Consider the following 15,451-nt stretch of genomic DNA (forward strand, 5'->3'; position numbering starts at 1 on the left):
ACGCAGCGCGCCCTAGGTGTACCAATGAAAAAAGCGCAGGCTTTTGGACCTGCGCTTTCAAGTATTCATCTCTACCTATTGGCTTATCTTTTTAGGTGGCGCGTCAAACGAGCCTCAATGCGATCCCATGCCCGGCGCAATGTCTCCACCATCACCAGATAGGCAATCGCGGCCCAAACATACGCCTGGAAGTCATAGGTCCGTGAGAACGCACGACGCGTTTCACCCATCAGATCGTAGATGGTGATGATCGCTACAATCGCAGAGCCTTTGATCATCAAAATGATCTCGTTGCCATAAGGGCGCAGAGAGACGATCAGAGCCTGCGGTAGAATAATTTTCCAGAAAGTCACCCACTTCGGAAGACCAAGTGCAGAGGCAGCTTCCCACTGTCCTCTCGCAATGTTCTCAATGGAACCGCGCAGAATTTCCACCTGATAGGCAGCGGTGTTCAGCGTGAACGCCAGAACAGCACAGTTCCACGCATCCCGGAAGAACCACCATAGATCAACGGATTCCAGTGGCTCACGGAACGTGCCCGCGCCGTAATAAATCAGGAACACCTGCGCCAGCAACGGCGTACCGCGGAAGAAGTAGACGTAGCCATACGCAATGCTGCCCAAAACACGGTTCTTGCTCATCCGCATGAAGGTCATCGGTATGGAAAGCAGAACGCCCAGCAGCATGGAAACGCCAACAAGCTTAAGCGTAATGATGAAGCCGGAAACAAATTTCTCACCATACTTGGTCAGGAACTTCGCATTGTGGGTGAGAGAAACAGGCAACAGACCTTCACCGCCAAACACCAATGCAACGCTGTTTGAATTCAGCAGGAACCATACTATGCCCAGTCCGCTGACAATCCAAAGTGTCAGCCAGGTGGTGCCAACAATACGCGTTGGCGTCCACGGACGGGATGTCGGAGACGGAGGAGGGGCTTTCGCCTGAATAGCCTGAGATTGAACGTAGCTTCCCGGAGCGCCGATAGATGCATCACTCATCTGGAGATCTCCCCGCGTTTAGCCCATGCATCCAGGCGGGAAATGCCACCGGAAGAGATCACAGCCAGAACGAGATAAATCATGCAAGCAACCGAAAAGAACAGGAACGGTTCTTTGGTGGTACGGGCTGCCATATTGGAATAGCGAATAATGTCCGCCAGACCGATAATGGAGACCAGAGATGTCTCTTTCAGCAAGATGAGCCACAGATTGCTCAGCGCAGGCAAGGACAGGCCGACGAGCTGCGGCAGGATAACCAGACGCATGGTCTGCACGTATCCCAGACCGAGCGCATTCGCACCTTCATACTGGCCTTTGTTGATCGCGCGGAAAGCAGAAAGGAAAGCTTCGGAAGCGTAGGAAGAAAACACAAGCGACAGGGCAATCATACCTGCCAGAAATGCGTTCACTTCAAAATAGAATTCCCCAAACAATGCAAGCACTTGTTGAATGAGGATCTGACCACCGTAATAGACAAGGAAAAGGGTTAGAAGCTCGGGAAGTCCCCGAAAAATTGTCGTGTAAATGTTGGCTGCAGCGCGGAGCGAAGGCTCTTCGGACTTCTTCGCAAGCGCCAGCAGAAAACCCAAAAGCAAGCCAAAGGGAAGACTTGCTAACGCAAGGGAGACGGTCATAACAACGCCAAGTGCTATCTCATCGCCCCAGCCCATGTCCCCAAAGGACAAGAGTGTGAAAAATTCATTCATTACGGGGATTGCCCCTATTCTTTTTAGAACGGCGGGAAACTGGTCCCGCCGTCAGAGTGTATTGCAGCTTGACGCCATCACTCTCCGTAGGCGTCAAAGTCGAAATATTTATCGTTGATCTCTTTGTACTTTCCATTCTCACGTAAAGCAATAACCGCTTTGGAGAATAGGCCTGCCAAGTCTTGGTCGTTCTTACGAACACCTACACCAACGCCTTCACCATGTATCTCTGGAATAGGTGACATGGTACCGAGCAGTTTACAACAATTGCCGTCCTCTGACTTCAACCAGTCTGAAAGAACAACTACGTCATCAACTGCAGCGTCAAGTCTACCACTTTCCAAATCGAGTTTATATTCATCAGCAGTAGGGTACAGAGACACTTCTGATTTAGTCAAAATGTCTTCAGCAAACACTGCGTGTGTCGCGCCAACCTGCGCACCTACAAGAGCACCAGACATTCCTTCAATGGAGGCCTCAGTGATCTTGCTATCGTTTGGTACTGCCACTACCGGAGGGGTCTGGTAGTACTTTTCAGAGAACTGAATGCGCTGCTTCCGTTCTGGTGTGATGGACATAGATGCCATGATCGTGTCGTACTTGCCTGCAACGAGGCCAGGGATCAATCCGTCCCAGTCAACCGGCATCCATTCACATTCAACCTTCAGCTCAGCACAGAGTGCGTTGCCCAGTTCAATCTCAAAGCCAACCAGCTTGCCATCGGCAGTGGTGTAGGCAAATGGAGGGTACGAGGCTTCAGTACCAATTCGGACTTTGGTCCATTCCTTTGCCTGAACCTGAGTTGAAGCAAGAAGTGCGAGTGTTGCAACAGTGGCAAAGCGCATGAAGCCCATTTGTATTCCCCTTTGTAAATTCTTGGCAGGGGTCATCAAGATGGCTCCCTGCACAGCCGGAGCGCATATTTAAATGGAAGAAATAAGATTTCAACCTATTTGAGTATGGGTGTCAGCAGAAAATAGCCAATTAATTCCATCTTGAGAGGAGTAAGTTTCCATTTTGACCAGTTTTAGGCATGGTTGTCCCACAAAACGGTGATGCATCACAGAAATTTTCCCCAGCTTCGAATCTTTCTTGCTAGCTGCTACTCGCCAAATGCATCCTGAGAGAAATACTTGTCATTGATCGTCTTATAGGTGCCGTTTTCACGAATTGCGAGAATAGCCTGAGAGAAGCGATCCGCTAACTCTTCCTGACCTTTGCGAACACCGACACCGATGCCCTGACCGTGTAGCTCAGGCTGGATTGGCAGAGAGCCAATGATTTTACAGCAAGAACCCGCTTCAGAATCCACCCAACTCTGCAAAACACCCAGATCATCAATCACGGCATCCAAACGACCGTTTTCGATGTCCAGCTTGTATTCTTCCGAGGTCGGGTACAGCGACACATCAGCGTCGGAGTAAATCTCTTCCGCCACAACAGAATGGGTGGTGCCGCCCTGTGCGCCAATTAGCAGGCCTTCCAGAGCTTCAGGAGTGATATCGGAAACGGGAGAATCCTTAGGCACTGCAATGGTTGATGGCGTGTTGTAATAGCTGCGAGAGAACGAAATGCGCTCAAGACGCTCTTCCGTGATGGACATGCTGGCGATGATCGCATCGTACTTGCCAGCAACCAGACCTGGGATCATGCCATCCCACTCCTGCGTGCCCCACTCACACTCAACCTTCATCTCAGCGCAAAGTGCATTGCCAATCTCAACATCAAAGCCAGTCAGAACACCATCTGATCCTGTGAAGTTGAATGGAGGGTAGGCACCTTCTGTCGCAACACGCAGTTTGGTGATCTCATCTGCCTGAAGGGCTGAAACAGCAGTGAAGCTCATAAGTGTGGCAAGCGCCATACGGGCAAAAGACATTAGCGTATCCTCGTTCTTTTTGGCAGAGTGGCCATTTTGGTTGTGCTCTGCATTTGTTGCCAAGGACACTATAAAAAATGCTCAGGACTTCAACTGAAATAACGGAGATATCGGAAGAAAAATGCGCCATATGCCGTTATTGTGAAGTGATATCCGTTAATTCAACGGGTTATGTGGAGGAAATATTTCTCCCGCTTTCTGGGTTAAGTGAGAAAACTATGTCCCTTCACACTCAGAAGAGCGGATTTAGGCTTTCCCGGAATCAATTACAATTTGCCATTTTGAGAGACTAAATGAGCCATTCTGCCAAACTGGTGACTTTGATTGGTCAAATTGGCAAAATAAAACCCTCGGGCGCAACACACCCGAGGGTCTCAAAACCATCAGCTGATTAATCAGTTGAGTGCCAAGTTGTTCTTATTCGCCGTAAACGTCGAAGGAGAAGTACTTGTCATTGATTTCTTTGTATTTGCCGTTTGCACGCAGAGCAGCAATACCCTTGGTGAACAGAGCTGCAAGGTCTTCGTCACCTTTACGAACGCCAATGCCTGCACCAGGACCATGAATCTCTTCAACAGACTGCATGGTGCCAAGGATCTTACAGCAAGAGCCCTGATCAGAATTAACCCACTCAGTGAGAACCATCACGTCGTCAACAGCAGCATCAACACGGCCATTTTCCAGGTCCAGTTTGTACTCTTCAGAAGTTGGGTAAAGAGCAACGTCGGAGCCGTTCAGGATCTCTTCAGCGAATTGAGAGTGCGTGGTGCTGGCCTGTGCGCCAAGGCGAACGCCTTTAAGGCCTTCTGGAGAGGCTTCGCCCAATTCGGAATCTTTGCGTACTGCAATACCTGGAGGGCTGTTGTAGTACTTTTTAGAGAAGGAGATCTTTTCCATACGCTCTGGAGTGATGGACATAGATGCAAGGATGGTGTCGTACTTGCCAGCAACCAGACCGGGGATGATGCCGTCCCAGTCCTGAGTAACCCATGTACACTCAAGCTTCAGCTCGTCACAAAGAGCATTCCCAATCTCAATGTCAAAGCCAGTCAGTGTTCCGTCAGCGGTGGTATAGTTGAATGGAGGATAGGCGCCCTCGGTACCCATGCGAACCTTTGTCCATTCTTTTGCTTCCGCGCCAGAAACTGCTGCCAACGCAATTGCTGCTACTGCTGCCAAACGCATAATACGCATATTATGTCCCCGAATTAATTATCTTGGCAGGGTTTCTTTAGGTAGGCCCCTGCATAACCGGAGCTTATGTTTCACTAAAAGTATCCGTAGATCAACCTATATACTAGGCATATTAGGCTAATTAATAGCAAAATGACGATGCTTCGCGGTAATATCTTGCAATATTTCGCAGCTTTGAGGGCAAACTTGTTAAAATTGCAACCAGTGATCTAGGCGTGGAAAAATGGCTCGCACGCGATTCTGAAAATGCGAGCCAGCAGAGTTACCTAAGGCCAATTTCATCAAAGCTGATGAACGGAACAAGATCACCTTTGCAAACAGAAATCATATCTTCTGTCAACTCAATGAAGCCATCGGCGAAAGTTAAAGAAGATAACAAGGCTGATCCGTCACTGTGATACTTGGTCAGTTTAATAATGCCATTTTCAGTCACACGGCGCCCGCGCAAAAACTCACGGCGTCCGGCTTTGCGGCCAGAAACCTCAAAATCCGCAGCAATGTATTGGCGCGGCGCTTCAATGAAGTCAGCCCCGGCAAGCGCTTCAATCAACGGGCGCGTAAGAAATGCGAAGGCGACAGTGGCTGCCACAGGATTGCCCGGAAGGCCGATAAAAACGCAATCAGGCAGTTCGCCCACCATAAAGGGACGCCCGGGCTTAACTGCAAGGTGCCAAAAGGTGGTCTTGCCAAGCTTGGAGAGCGTCGCAGAGACGAAATCTTTATCACCACCACCAGCACCGCCAGAGGTCAGGATCACATCACATTCTTTGGAGGCAGCTTCTAACGCAGTTTCCACAATATCACGTTGATCCGCCAGAATGCCGAGATCCACCAGCTCTACCGGCAAATTGGCAAGCATACCGCGCAGCAGGAAGTGGTTCGCATCAAAGATTTGCCCGTCCTGCCGCGTTGTTCCCGGACGGATCAGTTCATTGCCCGTTGAAAAAACACCAACCTTCAGCCGGCGGTATGTTTGCAGTTGGTCAATACCGATGGAGGCAGTCGCGGCAATCTCCTGCGGGCGCAGCACAGTACCTGCCTTCACTATAGGTGCGCCTTTGGTCTGGTCTTCACCTTTGCGACGGATATTACAGCCAGCCGAATAGCTCCGAGACAGCTGAACCAAACGTGCTCCATCGCTTTCACTCTCAGAGCAATCTTCTTGAGGAACAACAAAATCGACTCCTTCGGGAACTGGTGCCCCCGTAAAAATGCGCGCAGCTTCTCCCGGCTTCAGCGCGACTTCCGGCATGGAGCCAGCAAAGACTTCCATGACCACAGGAAAGGAAGTTTGTGCAGAGCCATCTCGCTGAGTAGCAATCGCGTAGCCATCCATTGCAGAATTATCAAGTGGAGGAAGGTCGCAAGTTGCAATGATGTTTTCGGCAAGAACACGGCCATACGCCTCGTAAAGCGATGTTTCTTCTGCAGTGACTTTGCAGTGACCTAAACCTCGCAAATGAGAAAGGGCTTCGTCAAAGCTCAGACTGGGCGTTTTCGTGTTCATGTCTATTCCGGAAACTTGAGTGGGCGTGTTTCTTTATTTACCAGAGTCACGCCTTAGGATTTGGCAAAAATCAAAGATCTCACAGGCATCTGATCGTTTTGACGACTATTGCACCTGTAATTGAGCAAGATGCTCAAGTGCGATGGCAACATCTTCCGGCGTGTTGATGTTAAGGAAGGGATCAACCGCGTTCTGAAGTTCGAATTCCACGATGACGGGCGGATAATCTTTAAAAAAGCCTTTGATGCTGCGACCACCCTTCAAAAGGTACCCTTTCAAAGGGTCTACTAAGGCCACAGGCCACAAGCCAAATACAAAGTGGTCGCGCCCACCGCTGGAGCAAATGATTGGGGCGCCTGCATTCGTTTTTCTGCTGGCAGCAAGCGTCTCCACCAGGTTCGTTGGAAAAAACGGCGTATCAATTGCCACAGTCACAACGTCGGATGCGCCAGGAGCGTTTTGTCTTACCCAGCTCAATGAACTGTGAACACCAGCCAATGGCCCTAGATGGCCTTCAAGCTGATCTGAGAGCATCGGCAATCCCAGGCTTTCGTGAAGATCACTTGGCTCATTCACGCTCAAAACACTCTGTGCGACTTGCCCATGCAAGCGGGAAGCAACATGTTCCAGCAAAGCCGTGCCATTCAGGTCTAGTAATGCTTTATCAGAGCCGCCCATGCGTCGGGACTTCCCACCGCAGAGGATACAGCCGATCACTTTGTTTCGCTTCTCTGTTTCAACAGACATACCTGATTTCCCACTTAGGCCTAGAGCGCGTTCCGTTTGATTGGATTCAATTAAACGAGAAGAATTCGCTCCACCAAAGATGTTAGAGCACGCCGCGTGAATGTTAATGAACGTGACGTGTTCTAACACACAAATCATCAGCGCTACTTGTGAGGCAGAATAGGGCAGGGTGCAAAGTGGCATCCAGTCGCAAACCACAAGAAAACACTCCTAAAGGCAGTGGGAGGAGAAGTGCCTTTAAGAGCGTCGGGGAGCGGTGGTCATGCCACCTTGGGGAACAAGCGTGGGACTACATGAGAGCAAGGCGACTGGTCAGCTGGCTTTCACTCATGTTCATCGAGAGTAGAAGCAGCAATTCCATCACCTCTTCGCTACAGGTGCGATCAGGGTGGGCCAGAAGATTGCCAAAGAACTTGGGGTAATGGCTATCGGCTTCCTCACGAAGGTCGCAGAAGTGCATCCAGCAATTATGAAAGAGCCTGAAATCCTGTTCTTCATTTGAAAGGACAGTCAGATCAGAATGCCGCTTATCTTCAAGCACACATTCAAACGTCCGCTTCACTAAGGGCCATGGGCCTTCCAAAAGCTGAAAAATATGATTGTCTGTCAAGATCAGGGCGCCGGTAACGCCTGCCATTGAGTTGATGCGCCGAATACGGGTCAACGATCGCTCGACTTCCTCGTCGAGGCTATAACGAAGCGCAGGCCAATGAATGCGGCTGCGATAACATAATTGCGTAACACTCATTGTCAGATCCTCCGGTTCATGAAAGCCTGACAGTAAATTCTTCTAAAAATGTAAAATACAGTGTTTAAAATATTGATACTTCTCGCTTTTTGCGAAAAAAAGAAAAAGCGGAGCCTATGGCCCCGCTTTCTCAAAGTCATGTAAGTCACTCAGACTTAGAGCATATCCTCGCAAAGTGCTCCCGGTTTTTGGGAACGGAGGACGCTCTAAGGAAAATCAGAGAGTGATGCGGTACATGGCAAAACCGTCTTTGCCTTCGCCAGCCGCTTCAATCTGAACGCCCTTCACGCCTTTCATGTGCTTTTCAGCAGCAGGTCCGGTCTCAAACAGAACAGTTGTGTCAGCAACAGGTTTGAAGTTCCAGTTCGCATCGGCGGATGGATTAATCGTACCTTGGTCCACAATGTACCGAACAATCACATCACGGTTTGTGTCCGGACCAACAAAGATGATCACATCATCATTGATGCCAGGGAAGTTACCACCACCGCCAGCGCGATAGTTGTTGGTTGCAACAACAAACTTCTGATCCATATCGATTGGCTTACCTTCAAACTGAAGGTTCACGATGCGGTTAGACTCTGGATGCGCAACATTGCCTTTACCGTCATACTTGGAAGGCTGTGTCAGGTCGATCTCGTAGGTAACACCGTCAATCACATCGAAGTTGTAAGAACGGAAATCAGCATCCAGAAGGACTTGGTCTTTCTTACCAGCTTCAATCTGGTTGAACATACCAGAAGAACGCTCAAGCCATTCCTTCACGTCTTTACCAGTGATCAGCACTGCACGTGTTGTGTTTGGGTAAAGGTAAAGGTCAGCAACGTTCTTAATTGCGATATCACCAGCAGCAACGTCAGTATAGTAGTCCGCACCACCGCGACCACCTGCCTTGAACGGAGCAGCAGCGGAAAGCACTGGTAGTCCAGCCCACTCAGTGTCCTTAAGCATTTCCTTAGTGTACCAGGTCTGCGCTTTAGAAACGATCTGAACAGACGGATCATCAGCCACCAGAGCAAAGTAGGAATGCAGCGGAGCAGAGGATTTTCCCACAGCGCGGCGCACATAAGAAAGCGTCTTTTGGTGATCATCCTCAACCGCTGCCAGCACTTCTTCATCACTGGAAACAAGAGGAATCCGCTTACGACCTTCTTTCTTATAGATAGACGGTACGTCTGTGGTGAAGTTTGCAATGCGCCAGCCGTTGTTACCGTCGCGCTCAATCATCAGATCGATGACACCGAGATGAGAACCCCAGAAACCGCCCATAGCAACTGGTTTGCCTTGCAGGGTGCCTTTGACAGCATCAACGCCAGGAATACCATCATAGCTAGGCCCCGGGAAGACATCGTGCTGGTGACCCGTAAACAGAGCATCAATGCCTTCAACACCAGCGATGTGTAGCGCAGTGTTTGCAGCTCCGTCTTCATGTTCGCCACCAGCGATACCACCGTGACACAACGCAATGATGAGGTCGCAGCCTTGTTCCTTCATTTCAGGAACCCATGCACGCGCAGCATCAACCATGTCACGAGTGTTCGCCTTACCAACCAGGTGACGGGAGTCCCAATTCATGATCATTGGAGGAACGAAGCCAACAAAACCCACTTTAATCGTGTGCTCGATGCCAGCACCGTCTTTGATCTTCTTCTCAACAATAGTGTACGGCTTCAGGAACAGATCATCCTTACGGCCATTGGAAGCAAGGGTGGTACCTTTGGAAACATTGGAAGAAACAACAGGGAAGTTTGCGCCAGAAAGAACCTTCATCATGAAGTCCAGACCGTAGTTGAACTCATGGTTTCCTAATGTGCCAGCGTCGTAACCCAGTACGTTCATGCCTTTGATGACCGGGTGGATATCACCTTCACGCATGCCGCGCTCGTAGGCGATGTAGTCGCCCATCGGGTTGCCCTGCAGGAAATCACCATTATCAACGAGCATGGAGTTGGTTGCTTCAGAGCGCAGCTTTTTGATGATAGTTGCTGTGCGAGCAAGGCCAGCCGTGTCCATTGGGCGGTCAGCATAATAGTCATATGGAGCGACGTGGACGTGGAGGTCGGTTGTTTCCATCAAACGCAAGTGCGCTGTGTTCTCTTTTGCAAGAACAGAATATGGATGCACCATTGCAATGGCACCGGTAGCGGCCATGCCCCCCAGCACGCTACGACGATTCATTAAAATAGGATTAGACACGATTGCCTCCTAGCCCGTGGAAAATGCAGAACATAATTGTCAGCATGAATTTTGCCCGATCCTCCAGCTTCTGGTCGCAGCAGCAAGAGGGTTCTTAGGCCCCTAAATACCATGCATTCCCCTCAGTTTGTGGGCCTAATGTATCAGGAACATGAAACAGGTTCTCCAATGCGTAAGGCAGATCCCCTAGGCGGTGCGCTAATCCTCAGAAGACACTGGGTTTTATCTGCAATGAAAGATTTTGCGTGAAGCGCAAATATCTGTGAATTTGTGATGGTGACCTCAACTTTGCGTGAACTCTGCTCAACTGATTGCATGCCGGGTTGGCAAAACAGGTTGCGAATGTGCAAAGGACAAAGAACGTCTTTGGTGAATTCTGTATTGCTCTATTCTTCGTGCGAAGTATACCAAGATATAAAAGAACCATCGGCAAAAGCTTGCACATTTAGATTGCAGGCATATTTGTTTTCAAGATCATATTATCCCTCTCTGCAATACAGAGCTTTACAGGGTGTGCACTATGGACAACGACAGACCTAAAGGATTGTGGGGGCGCCTCAAAGGCGGGTTCACATCAGGCAAGAACCATAAGGATACTGAAGAGACTATGGCTGGGTTGACGCAGGAGCGCGTTCTCGACGTGCTCAAACAGGTTAAATCGCCTGATGGCAAGAGCAATATTGTTGATCAGGATCTGGTTGCAGACCTGTTTGTATCAGATGGTCGTGTCGTCTTTTCTATCAGAGTACCCGCAGAGCGAGCTTCTGAACTTGAAGGGCTTCGCTTGGCCGCTGAGAAGGTTGTGTCGGTGCTTCCTGATGCTGAAACGGTCCTTGTCGCACTCACAGCAGAAAAACAACCTGGCTCTCCATCTGCGCCACCACCTGCTGCACGTAAAGCTCCGCCGAAAGGCGCTCCAATGCCAGCAAAGCAGGAAGTACCTGGCGTGAAACACATTATAGCTGTTGCATCAGGTAAAGGTGGGGTTGGTAAATCAACAACATCAGCCAATCTCGCACTTGCTCTTTCTGCAATGGGCTTGAAGGTTGGTTTACTGGACGCTGATATTTATGGCCCATCAATCCCAAAGCTTATGGGAGCCTCTGGACAGCCGGAAGTTCTTGAAAACCGTATTATGAAGCCTGTGGAAGCTCATGGCATCAAGCTGATGTCTATTGGTTTTCTGGTAGAAGAAGAAACAGCCATGATCTGGCGTGGCCCAATGGTGGTGTCTGCTCTCAATCAGATGCTGCGCGAAGTTGACTGGGGTGAGCTGGATGCGCTTATCGTTGACCTCCCGCCAGGAACGGGTGATGTTCAGTTGACTATGGCTCAAAAAGTACCTCTGACAGGCGCTTTGGTCGTTTCAACACCACAGGACCTTGCGCTTCTGGATGCACGCCGCGGTATTGCCATGTTTGAGAAAGTTGCGATCCCTGTCTTGGGTATCGTCGAAAACATGAGTCACTTTGTCTGCCCAGACTGCGGTGGCACGCATGAGATCTTTGGTCATGGTGGTGCAAAAGCAGAAGCTGAGAAGATGAAAGTCCCATTCTTGGGTGAAGTGCCCCTGACGATGGAAATCAGAGAACAATCTGATACAGGCACTCCAATCACAGTGAGTAACCCAGACAGTCCAGTCTCAAAGGCCTACGGCATCATTGCTGCTGGCCTGTGGCAGGGCGTCCTTCAACCCACTGGCGATGCTGCAAGGTCAGCACCTAAAATCGTTATTGGTTGATCGGTAATAAATTGACTTGATTGATAAGGCTTCACTTAGACGGCAGGTAGTCATCTCGTTGACATCTGCCGTTTCTGTTTGCAGTGCCCAGTTCTACGAAATGCAATTATGAAAGGCAGAGCTCATCAAGTGCCGACTTTATCCAGTCTATGAATGCCTTGCACTTATGTTTCTGAAATGAATATTCCAACCCAACCAACATATAGTGAGCAGTTGCAGAAATTTCGAATTCGAATGGTTTCGCCAGAAGACCAAGTCGTGCGTCATGCGCGCACAAAACTTTGCGACCAAGAATAACACCAGCCCCCTCAATCGCTGCATCCTGAGCATGGTCAATTTGAGAAAAGTGCATCCCTTTCTCCGACCAAGAGGCCCTAGAGATTCCAGCAGTCTTCAACCATGCCTTCCATCCCGGTGCGTTCAAGAATGTCGCCATGCTGTCTTCGTGAAGCAAAGTAAAGTTCTTTAGGTCGGCGGGCTCATTCATTTCATTCGCCAGTCGAGGCGCACACATGGGTGTAAGAAAATCTTCCGCTAGAAAATCAATATGTAATCCCGGATATGGCCCACGCCCAAAGCGGAGCCCGAGATCAACATCGTTCCTGTAGAAATCTACGAGCTTCAAATTGGCGGAAATGCGAAGTTCGATTTCAGGATAAGCCTCCATGAAGCGATAAATCCGAGGCGCAATAACTTTGGAAGCTGTTCCCGGTCCCGTGGATATAACGAGGACTTTATCCTCATCTACTCCTTTAATGTGAGCAACAGCCTCGCTGAAGTTTTCTAACCCAGCTTCGACGCCCGGTAATAAACGGTGCCCGGCTGAAGTAAGCTCAAGTTGACTGGCAGCTTTAGCAAGGTTTATATGCGGTTCTCATGTCATGGGGAGAACCCTTTGGACAGACTCTATGTGCGTAAGAGAGGGAAAACAGCGATGTAAGCTTAAGAGCTAAACTATACACTGCAAAAACTGGCAATCAATAGGTAAAGTAAATAAGTCGTTAATGCATAAATGTAAATTTTATTAATTAGAAAATTTATTTAAATCAATGAGTTAATGAATGTATGTGCAGGTTGAATTTACTGTTGTTTACCAACGGCACTGAATAATAGTGCCTAAGTCCAACAAACTTAAATTATTCTGCAAATTTGATTCATAAATTGGCAAGAAATGAAGGCCTAGCTTGCTGTTAGTCCCAATGAGGACTGAGGCTTCTGGGGCTCAAAATGGAGTTTAAAACAATGTTCTCTAAATTTTTTAAGGACGAATCCGGCGCAACTGCGATTGAATATGGTATTCTAGCAGCGTTTATCTCGGTAGTTATTATTGGTGTGGTAACTACGCTGGGAGAACAGCTACAGGTAGTGTTTCAGAGTGTGATTGATGCACTTGATCCGCCTCCGCCTCCACCCAAGTAATCCAGATACTGATGAAACTTAATAATAAAGCCCAACTGCCTTCAGTTGGGCTTTATTACATTTAAGTAGCTCAACCTTCACCCACCCGTCACACTCATATGACGCGTTCCAGTAGCGGACTTGTTATCCCGGTCGATAATAAAGTCGTGGCCCTTTGGCTTTCGTGCAATCGCTGCTTCAATCGCTTCCGAAAGCACTTCATTTCCTTCAGATGCTCGTAGTGCTGTACGCAGGTCTTTTTGATCTTCTTGACCAAGGCACATGAACAACTGCCCGGTACAGGTCACACGTACACGGTTACAGCTTTCACAGAAGTTGTGCGTCATCGGGGTGATGAAACCAAGACGGCCACCAGTCTCTTCAATCTGCATATAGCGGGCAGGACCGCCGGTCTTGTACGGAATGTCTGTCAGTGTGTACTTGGCGGAGAGTGTCTTACGCACGTCGCTCAGCGGCAGATACTGCTCATTCCGGTCCCCATCAATTTCACCGAGTGGCATTGTCTCGATAAATGTCAGGTCGTGCCCGCGCTCATGTGCCCACTCCAGCATCGGAATGAGTTCATCCTCGTTGAAATTCTTAAGTGCAACAGCATTCAATTTGATCTGAAGACCGGCTTCCTGAGCAGCCTTAATGCCATCGAAAACCTTCTGAATCTCACCCCACCGGGTTACATCTTTGAATTTTTGCGCATCTAAGGTGTCGAGAGAAACGTTGATGCGCCGCACACCTGCTTCATACAGTTCTTGTGCGTAGCGTTCGAGCTGCGTACCGTTCGTGGTAATGGTGAGTTCATCCAGTGCGCCGCTGTCTAGATGTCGCTTTAGGCCGCGGATGAAGCTCATAATGTTCTTGCGAACCAACGGTTCCCCACCAGTGAAGCGGATTTTGCGGACCCCTTTTTCAATAAAAACAGCGCAGAGGCGATCCAGCTCTTCCAGCGAAAGAACGTCTTTTTTGGGAAGGAAAGTCATGTGCTCAGACATGCAATAGACGCATCGCAAATCACAACGATCAGTCACAGAGACGCGAAGATACGTCACGGCGCGGCCGAACGGGTCAATCAATGCTGGGTGGGCACCCTGCTGTTTGTCCTCGGCATACTGCCCCATGGAAACCTCCACTCACGTATCTCTTTTGGCGACGAATTTAACAATTCTAATGTAGTACGCAATGAGTTAGCGTCAATCCATCAGAAAGGAGTTCCAGTGGATTTAAATAGAAATATATCTTAGAACCACAGGTATAATTCCTAAATCATCAATACTGAGTTCCATGAACTTGGGCAAGGATAAAAAAATATGTCGGATACACGCTGGCCTACGCAAATCCACCTAAAAAACCAAGGCAAAAATCTTGAAATTACTTTTGATGATGGCCTTGAAGTCTCGTTTACCTCGGAGTTTCTGCGAGTAATGTCTCCATCAGCAGAAGTGCAAGGGCATACTCCAGATCAACGAAAAGTGATCGCGGGGAAGCAGGACACAACGATTATTGGTGTAGATCCAGTTGGAAACTATGCAGTAAAGCTGACATTTGATGACCTGCACGATACTGGGATTTTCACGTGGGCGTATTTTCAGGAAATGAATGATCAAAAAGAGTTTTTATGGAATCGATATTTGAGTGAACTGCAGGACCGTGGATTGAGTAGAGACCTCAGCAAGTAGGGCTGGCACAAAACCAGCCCCATGCATTCTAGCGAAGCACGACCACTTTCGTGCCTATATTGACATTGTCATATAGATGGATGACGTCTTCATTTGCCATTCTGATGCAACCAGATGAGACTGCCGAACCGATCGTCCATGGTTCATTGGAACCGTGAATGCGATAGATGGTGCTGCCAATATACATAGCGCGTGCGCCAAGCGGGTTATCAAGGCCACCCTTCATGAAGCTAGGCAGGTTACGTCCTTTACGGCGTTCACGATCAATCATGACCTTTGGTGGTGTCCAGCTTGGCCACTCAGCTTTGCGGGTAATTCGGTGAGTTCCTGACCATTGGAAACCCTGACGGCCGACGCCAACACCGTACACCATCGCGGTACCATTACCGCGAATATGGTAGAGGCGTCGATCTTTTGTGCTGATCACAATGGTGTTTGGACCGTATGAGCCGTTGTACCTGACCTGCTTACGTTTGATCGGAGATTTTCCATGGTGAGCAGAACCATAGGAAACCCATTTTTTGGATGCATGATCAAAGAACTTGCCAGATGCTGCGGCATCTGCCTGAGTTCCGGTAAATAGTGCTGCGAAGCAAAGAGCAACACTCGCGATAAGTATGCGCATTGATACCCCCTAGGATA

Annotated in this window: 15 protein-coding genes; 3 read left to right on the plus strand and 12 right to left on the minus strand. The window is 49.0% G+C overall.

Annotation, left to right across the window (positions count from 1 at the left end):
* Positions 1–83: 83 nt before the first annotated feature.
* From PsAD37_RS12185 to PsAD37_RS12225, 9 genes are all read right to left on the minus strand, one after another.
* Positions 84–1,001 carry an ABC transporter permease gene (locus PsAD37_RS12185; protein ID WP_063296378.1) on the minus strand — a complete coding sequence of 306 codons (918 nt, stop codon included), beginning with the start codon at positions 999–1,001 and terminating at the stop codon, positions 84–86.
* Complete coding sequence (locus PsAD37_RS12190) at positions 998–1,708, minus strand: ABC transporter permease (RefSeq protein ID WP_063296379.1); 711 nt, start codon at positions 1,706–1,708, stop codon at positions 998–1,000. Before PsAD37_RS12190 ends, PsAD37_RS12185 begins: the two co-directional genes overlap by 4 nt.
* Before the next feature lie 77 nt (positions 1,709–1,785).
* Positions 1,786–2,562 carry a transporter substrate-binding domain-containing protein gene (locus tag PsAD37_RS12195; protein ID WP_063296380.1) on the minus strand — a complete coding sequence of 259 codons (777 nt, stop codon included), beginning with the start codon at positions 2,560–2,562 and terminating at the stop codon, positions 1,786–1,788.
* 248 nt (positions 2,563–2,810) lie between these two features.
* Positions 2,811–3,587: a transporter substrate-binding domain-containing protein gene (locus PsAD37_RS12200; RefSeq protein ID WP_063296466.1), complete on the minus strand. Its 777-nt coding sequence runs from the start codon at positions 3,585–3,587 to the stop codon at positions 2,811–2,813.
* Between the two features lie 417 nt (positions 3,588–4,004).
* On the minus strand, positions 4,005–4,781 hold the full coding sequence (locus tag PsAD37_RS12205) for a transporter substrate-binding domain-containing protein (RefSeq protein ID WP_063296381.1): 777 nt from the start codon (positions 4,779–4,781) through the stop codon (positions 4,005–4,007).
* 262 nt (positions 4,782–5,043) lie between these two features.
* A complete protein-coding gene (gene glp, locus PsAD37_RS12210) occupies positions 5,044–6,288 on the minus strand; it encodes a gephyrin-like molybdotransferase Glp (RefSeq protein WP_063296382.1) in 1,245 nt (414 codons plus the stop codon).
* Between the two features lie 105 nt (positions 6,289–6,393).
* Complete coding sequence (mobA, locus tag PsAD37_RS12215) at positions 6,394–7,035, minus strand: molybdenum cofactor guanylyltransferase MobA (protein WP_063296383.1); 642 nt, start codon at positions 7,033–7,035, stop codon at positions 6,394–6,396.
* 289 nt (positions 7,036–7,324) lie between these two features.
* On the minus strand, positions 7,325–7,783 hold the full coding sequence (locus tag PsAD37_RS12220; RefSeq protein ID WP_063296384.1) for a BLUF domain-containing protein: 459 nt from the start codon (positions 7,781–7,783) through the stop codon (positions 7,325–7,327).
* A 216-nt stretch (positions 7,784–7,999) separates the two neighbouring features.
* A complete protein-coding gene (locus tag PsAD37_RS12225) occupies positions 8,000–9,934 on the minus strand; it encodes a bifunctional 2',3'-cyclic-nucleotide 2'-phosphodiesterase/3'-nucleotidase (RefSeq protein ID WP_084407747.1) in 1,935 nt (644 codons plus the stop codon).
* A 652-nt stretch (positions 9,935–10,586) separates the two neighbouring features.
* Here PsAD37_RS12225 and apbC point away from each other — a divergent pair.
* A complete protein-coding gene (apbC, locus tag PsAD37_RS12230; protein ID WP_063296467.1) occupies positions 10,587–11,720 on the plus strand; it encodes an iron-sulfur cluster carrier protein ApbC in 1,134 nt (377 codons plus the stop codon).
* A 106-nt stretch (positions 11,721–11,826) separates the two neighbouring features.
* Here the strand turns inward: apbC and PsAD37_RS12235 are convergent, their stop codons facing one another.
* Positions 11,827–12,585, minus strand: a complete 759-nt coding sequence (locus PsAD37_RS12235; protein ID WP_084407749.1) for a LysR substrate-binding domain-containing protein — start codon at positions 12,583–12,585, stop codon at positions 11,827–11,829.
* Between the two features lie 377 nt (positions 12,586–12,962).
* On the opposite strand from PsAD37_RS12235, the gene PsAD37_RS12240 reads away from it, so the two are divergent.
* Positions 12,963–13,139 (plus strand): Flp family type IVb pilin, encoded by a 177-nt coding sequence (locus PsAD37_RS12240; RefSeq protein WP_084407757.1) that lies wholly within the window; start codon positions 12,963–12,965, stop codon positions 13,137–13,139.
* A gap of 77 nt (positions 13,140–13,216) precedes the next feature.
* On the opposite strand, the gene moaA is transcribed toward PsAD37_RS12240, so the two are convergent.
* On the minus strand, positions 13,217–14,251 hold the full coding sequence (moaA, locus tag PsAD37_RS12245) for a GTP 3',8-cyclase MoaA (RefSeq protein ID WP_063296387.1): 1,035 nt from the start codon (positions 14,249–14,251) through the stop codon (positions 13,217–13,219).
* Positions 14,252–14,440: 189 nt separating this feature from the next.
* Between moaA and PsAD37_RS12250 the strand changes: the two genes are divergently transcribed.
* Positions 14,441–14,809, plus strand: coding sequence for a gamma-butyrobetaine hydroxylase-like domain-containing protein (locus tag PsAD37_RS12250; RefSeq protein WP_063296388.1), 369 nt, complete (start codon positions 14,441–14,443; stop codon positions 14,807–14,809).
* A 28-nt stretch (positions 14,810–14,837) separates the two neighbouring features.
* Here PsAD37_RS12250 and PsAD37_RS12255 read toward each other — a convergent pair whose 3' ends face one another.
* Positions 14,838–15,434 carry a L,D-transpeptidase gene (locus PsAD37_RS12255; protein ID WP_063293169.1) on the minus strand — a complete coding sequence of 199 codons (597 nt, stop codon included), beginning with the start codon at positions 15,432–15,434 and terminating at the stop codon, positions 14,838–14,840.
* Positions 15,435–15,451: the final 17 nt, after the last annotated feature.

Origin of the sequence: Pseudovibrio sp. Ad37 (assembly GCF_001623075.1) — a bacterium.
Lineage (GTDB): Bacteria > Pseudomonadota > Alphaproteobacteria > Rhizobiales > Stappiaceae > Pseudovibrio.

Bases quoted from the DNA above. Each gene is read 5' to 3' on its own strand.
- PsAD37_RS12255 (WP_063293169.1), bottom strand. From the start codon at position 15,434: ATGCGCATACTTATCGCGAGTGTTGCTCTTTGCTTCGCAGCACTATTT.
- moaA (WP_063296387.1), bottom strand. From the start codon at position 14,251: ATGGGGCAGTATGCCGAGGACAAACAGCAGGGTGCCCACCCAGCATTG.
- PsAD37_RS12200 (WP_063296466.1), bottom strand. From the start codon at position 3,587: ATGTCTTTTGCCCGTATGGCGCTTGCCACACTTATGAGCTTCACTGCT.
- mobA (WP_063296383.1), bottom strand. From the start codon at position 7,035: ATGTCTGTTGAAACAGAGAAGCGAAACAAAGTGATCGGCTGTATCCTC.
- PsAD37_RS12220 (WP_063296384.1), bottom strand. From the start codon at position 7,783: ATGAGTGTTACGCAATTATGTTATCGCAGCCGCATTCATTGGCCTGCG.
- PsAD37_RS12195 (WP_063296380.1), bottom strand. From the start codon at position 2,562: ATGGGCTTCATGCGCTTTGCCACTGTTGCAACACTCGCACTTCTTGCT.
- PsAD37_RS12185 (WP_063296378.1), bottom strand. From the start codon at position 1,001: ATGAGTGATGCATCTATCGGCGCTCCGGGAAGCTACGTTCAATCTCAG.
- PsAD37_RS12190 (WP_063296379.1), bottom strand. From the start codon at position 1,708: ATGAATGAATTTTTCACACTCTTGTCCTTTGGGGACATGGGCTGGGGC.
- PsAD37_RS12205 (WP_063296381.1), bottom strand. From the start codon at position 4,781: ATGCGTATTATGCGTTTGGCAGCAGTAGCAGCAATTGCGTTGGCAGCA.
- PsAD37_RS12225 (WP_084407747.1), bottom strand. From the start codon at position 9,934: ATGGCCGCTACCGGTGCCATTGCAATGGTGCATCCATATTCTGTTCTT.
- apbC (WP_063296467.1), top strand. From the start codon at position 10,587: ATGGCTGGGTTGACGCAGGAGCGCGTTCTCGACGTGCTCAAACAGGTT.
- PsAD37_RS12250 (WP_063296388.1), top strand. From the start codon at position 14,441: ATGTCGGATACACGCTGGCCTACGCAAATCCACCTAAAAAACCAAGGC.
- PsAD37_RS12240 (WP_084407757.1), top strand. From the start codon at position 12,963: ATGTTCTCTAAATTTTTTAAGGACGAATCCGGCGCAACTGCGATTGAA.
- glp (WP_063296382.1), bottom strand. From the start codon at position 6,288: ATGAACACGAAAACGCCCAGTCTGAGCTTTGACGAAGCCCTTTCTCAT.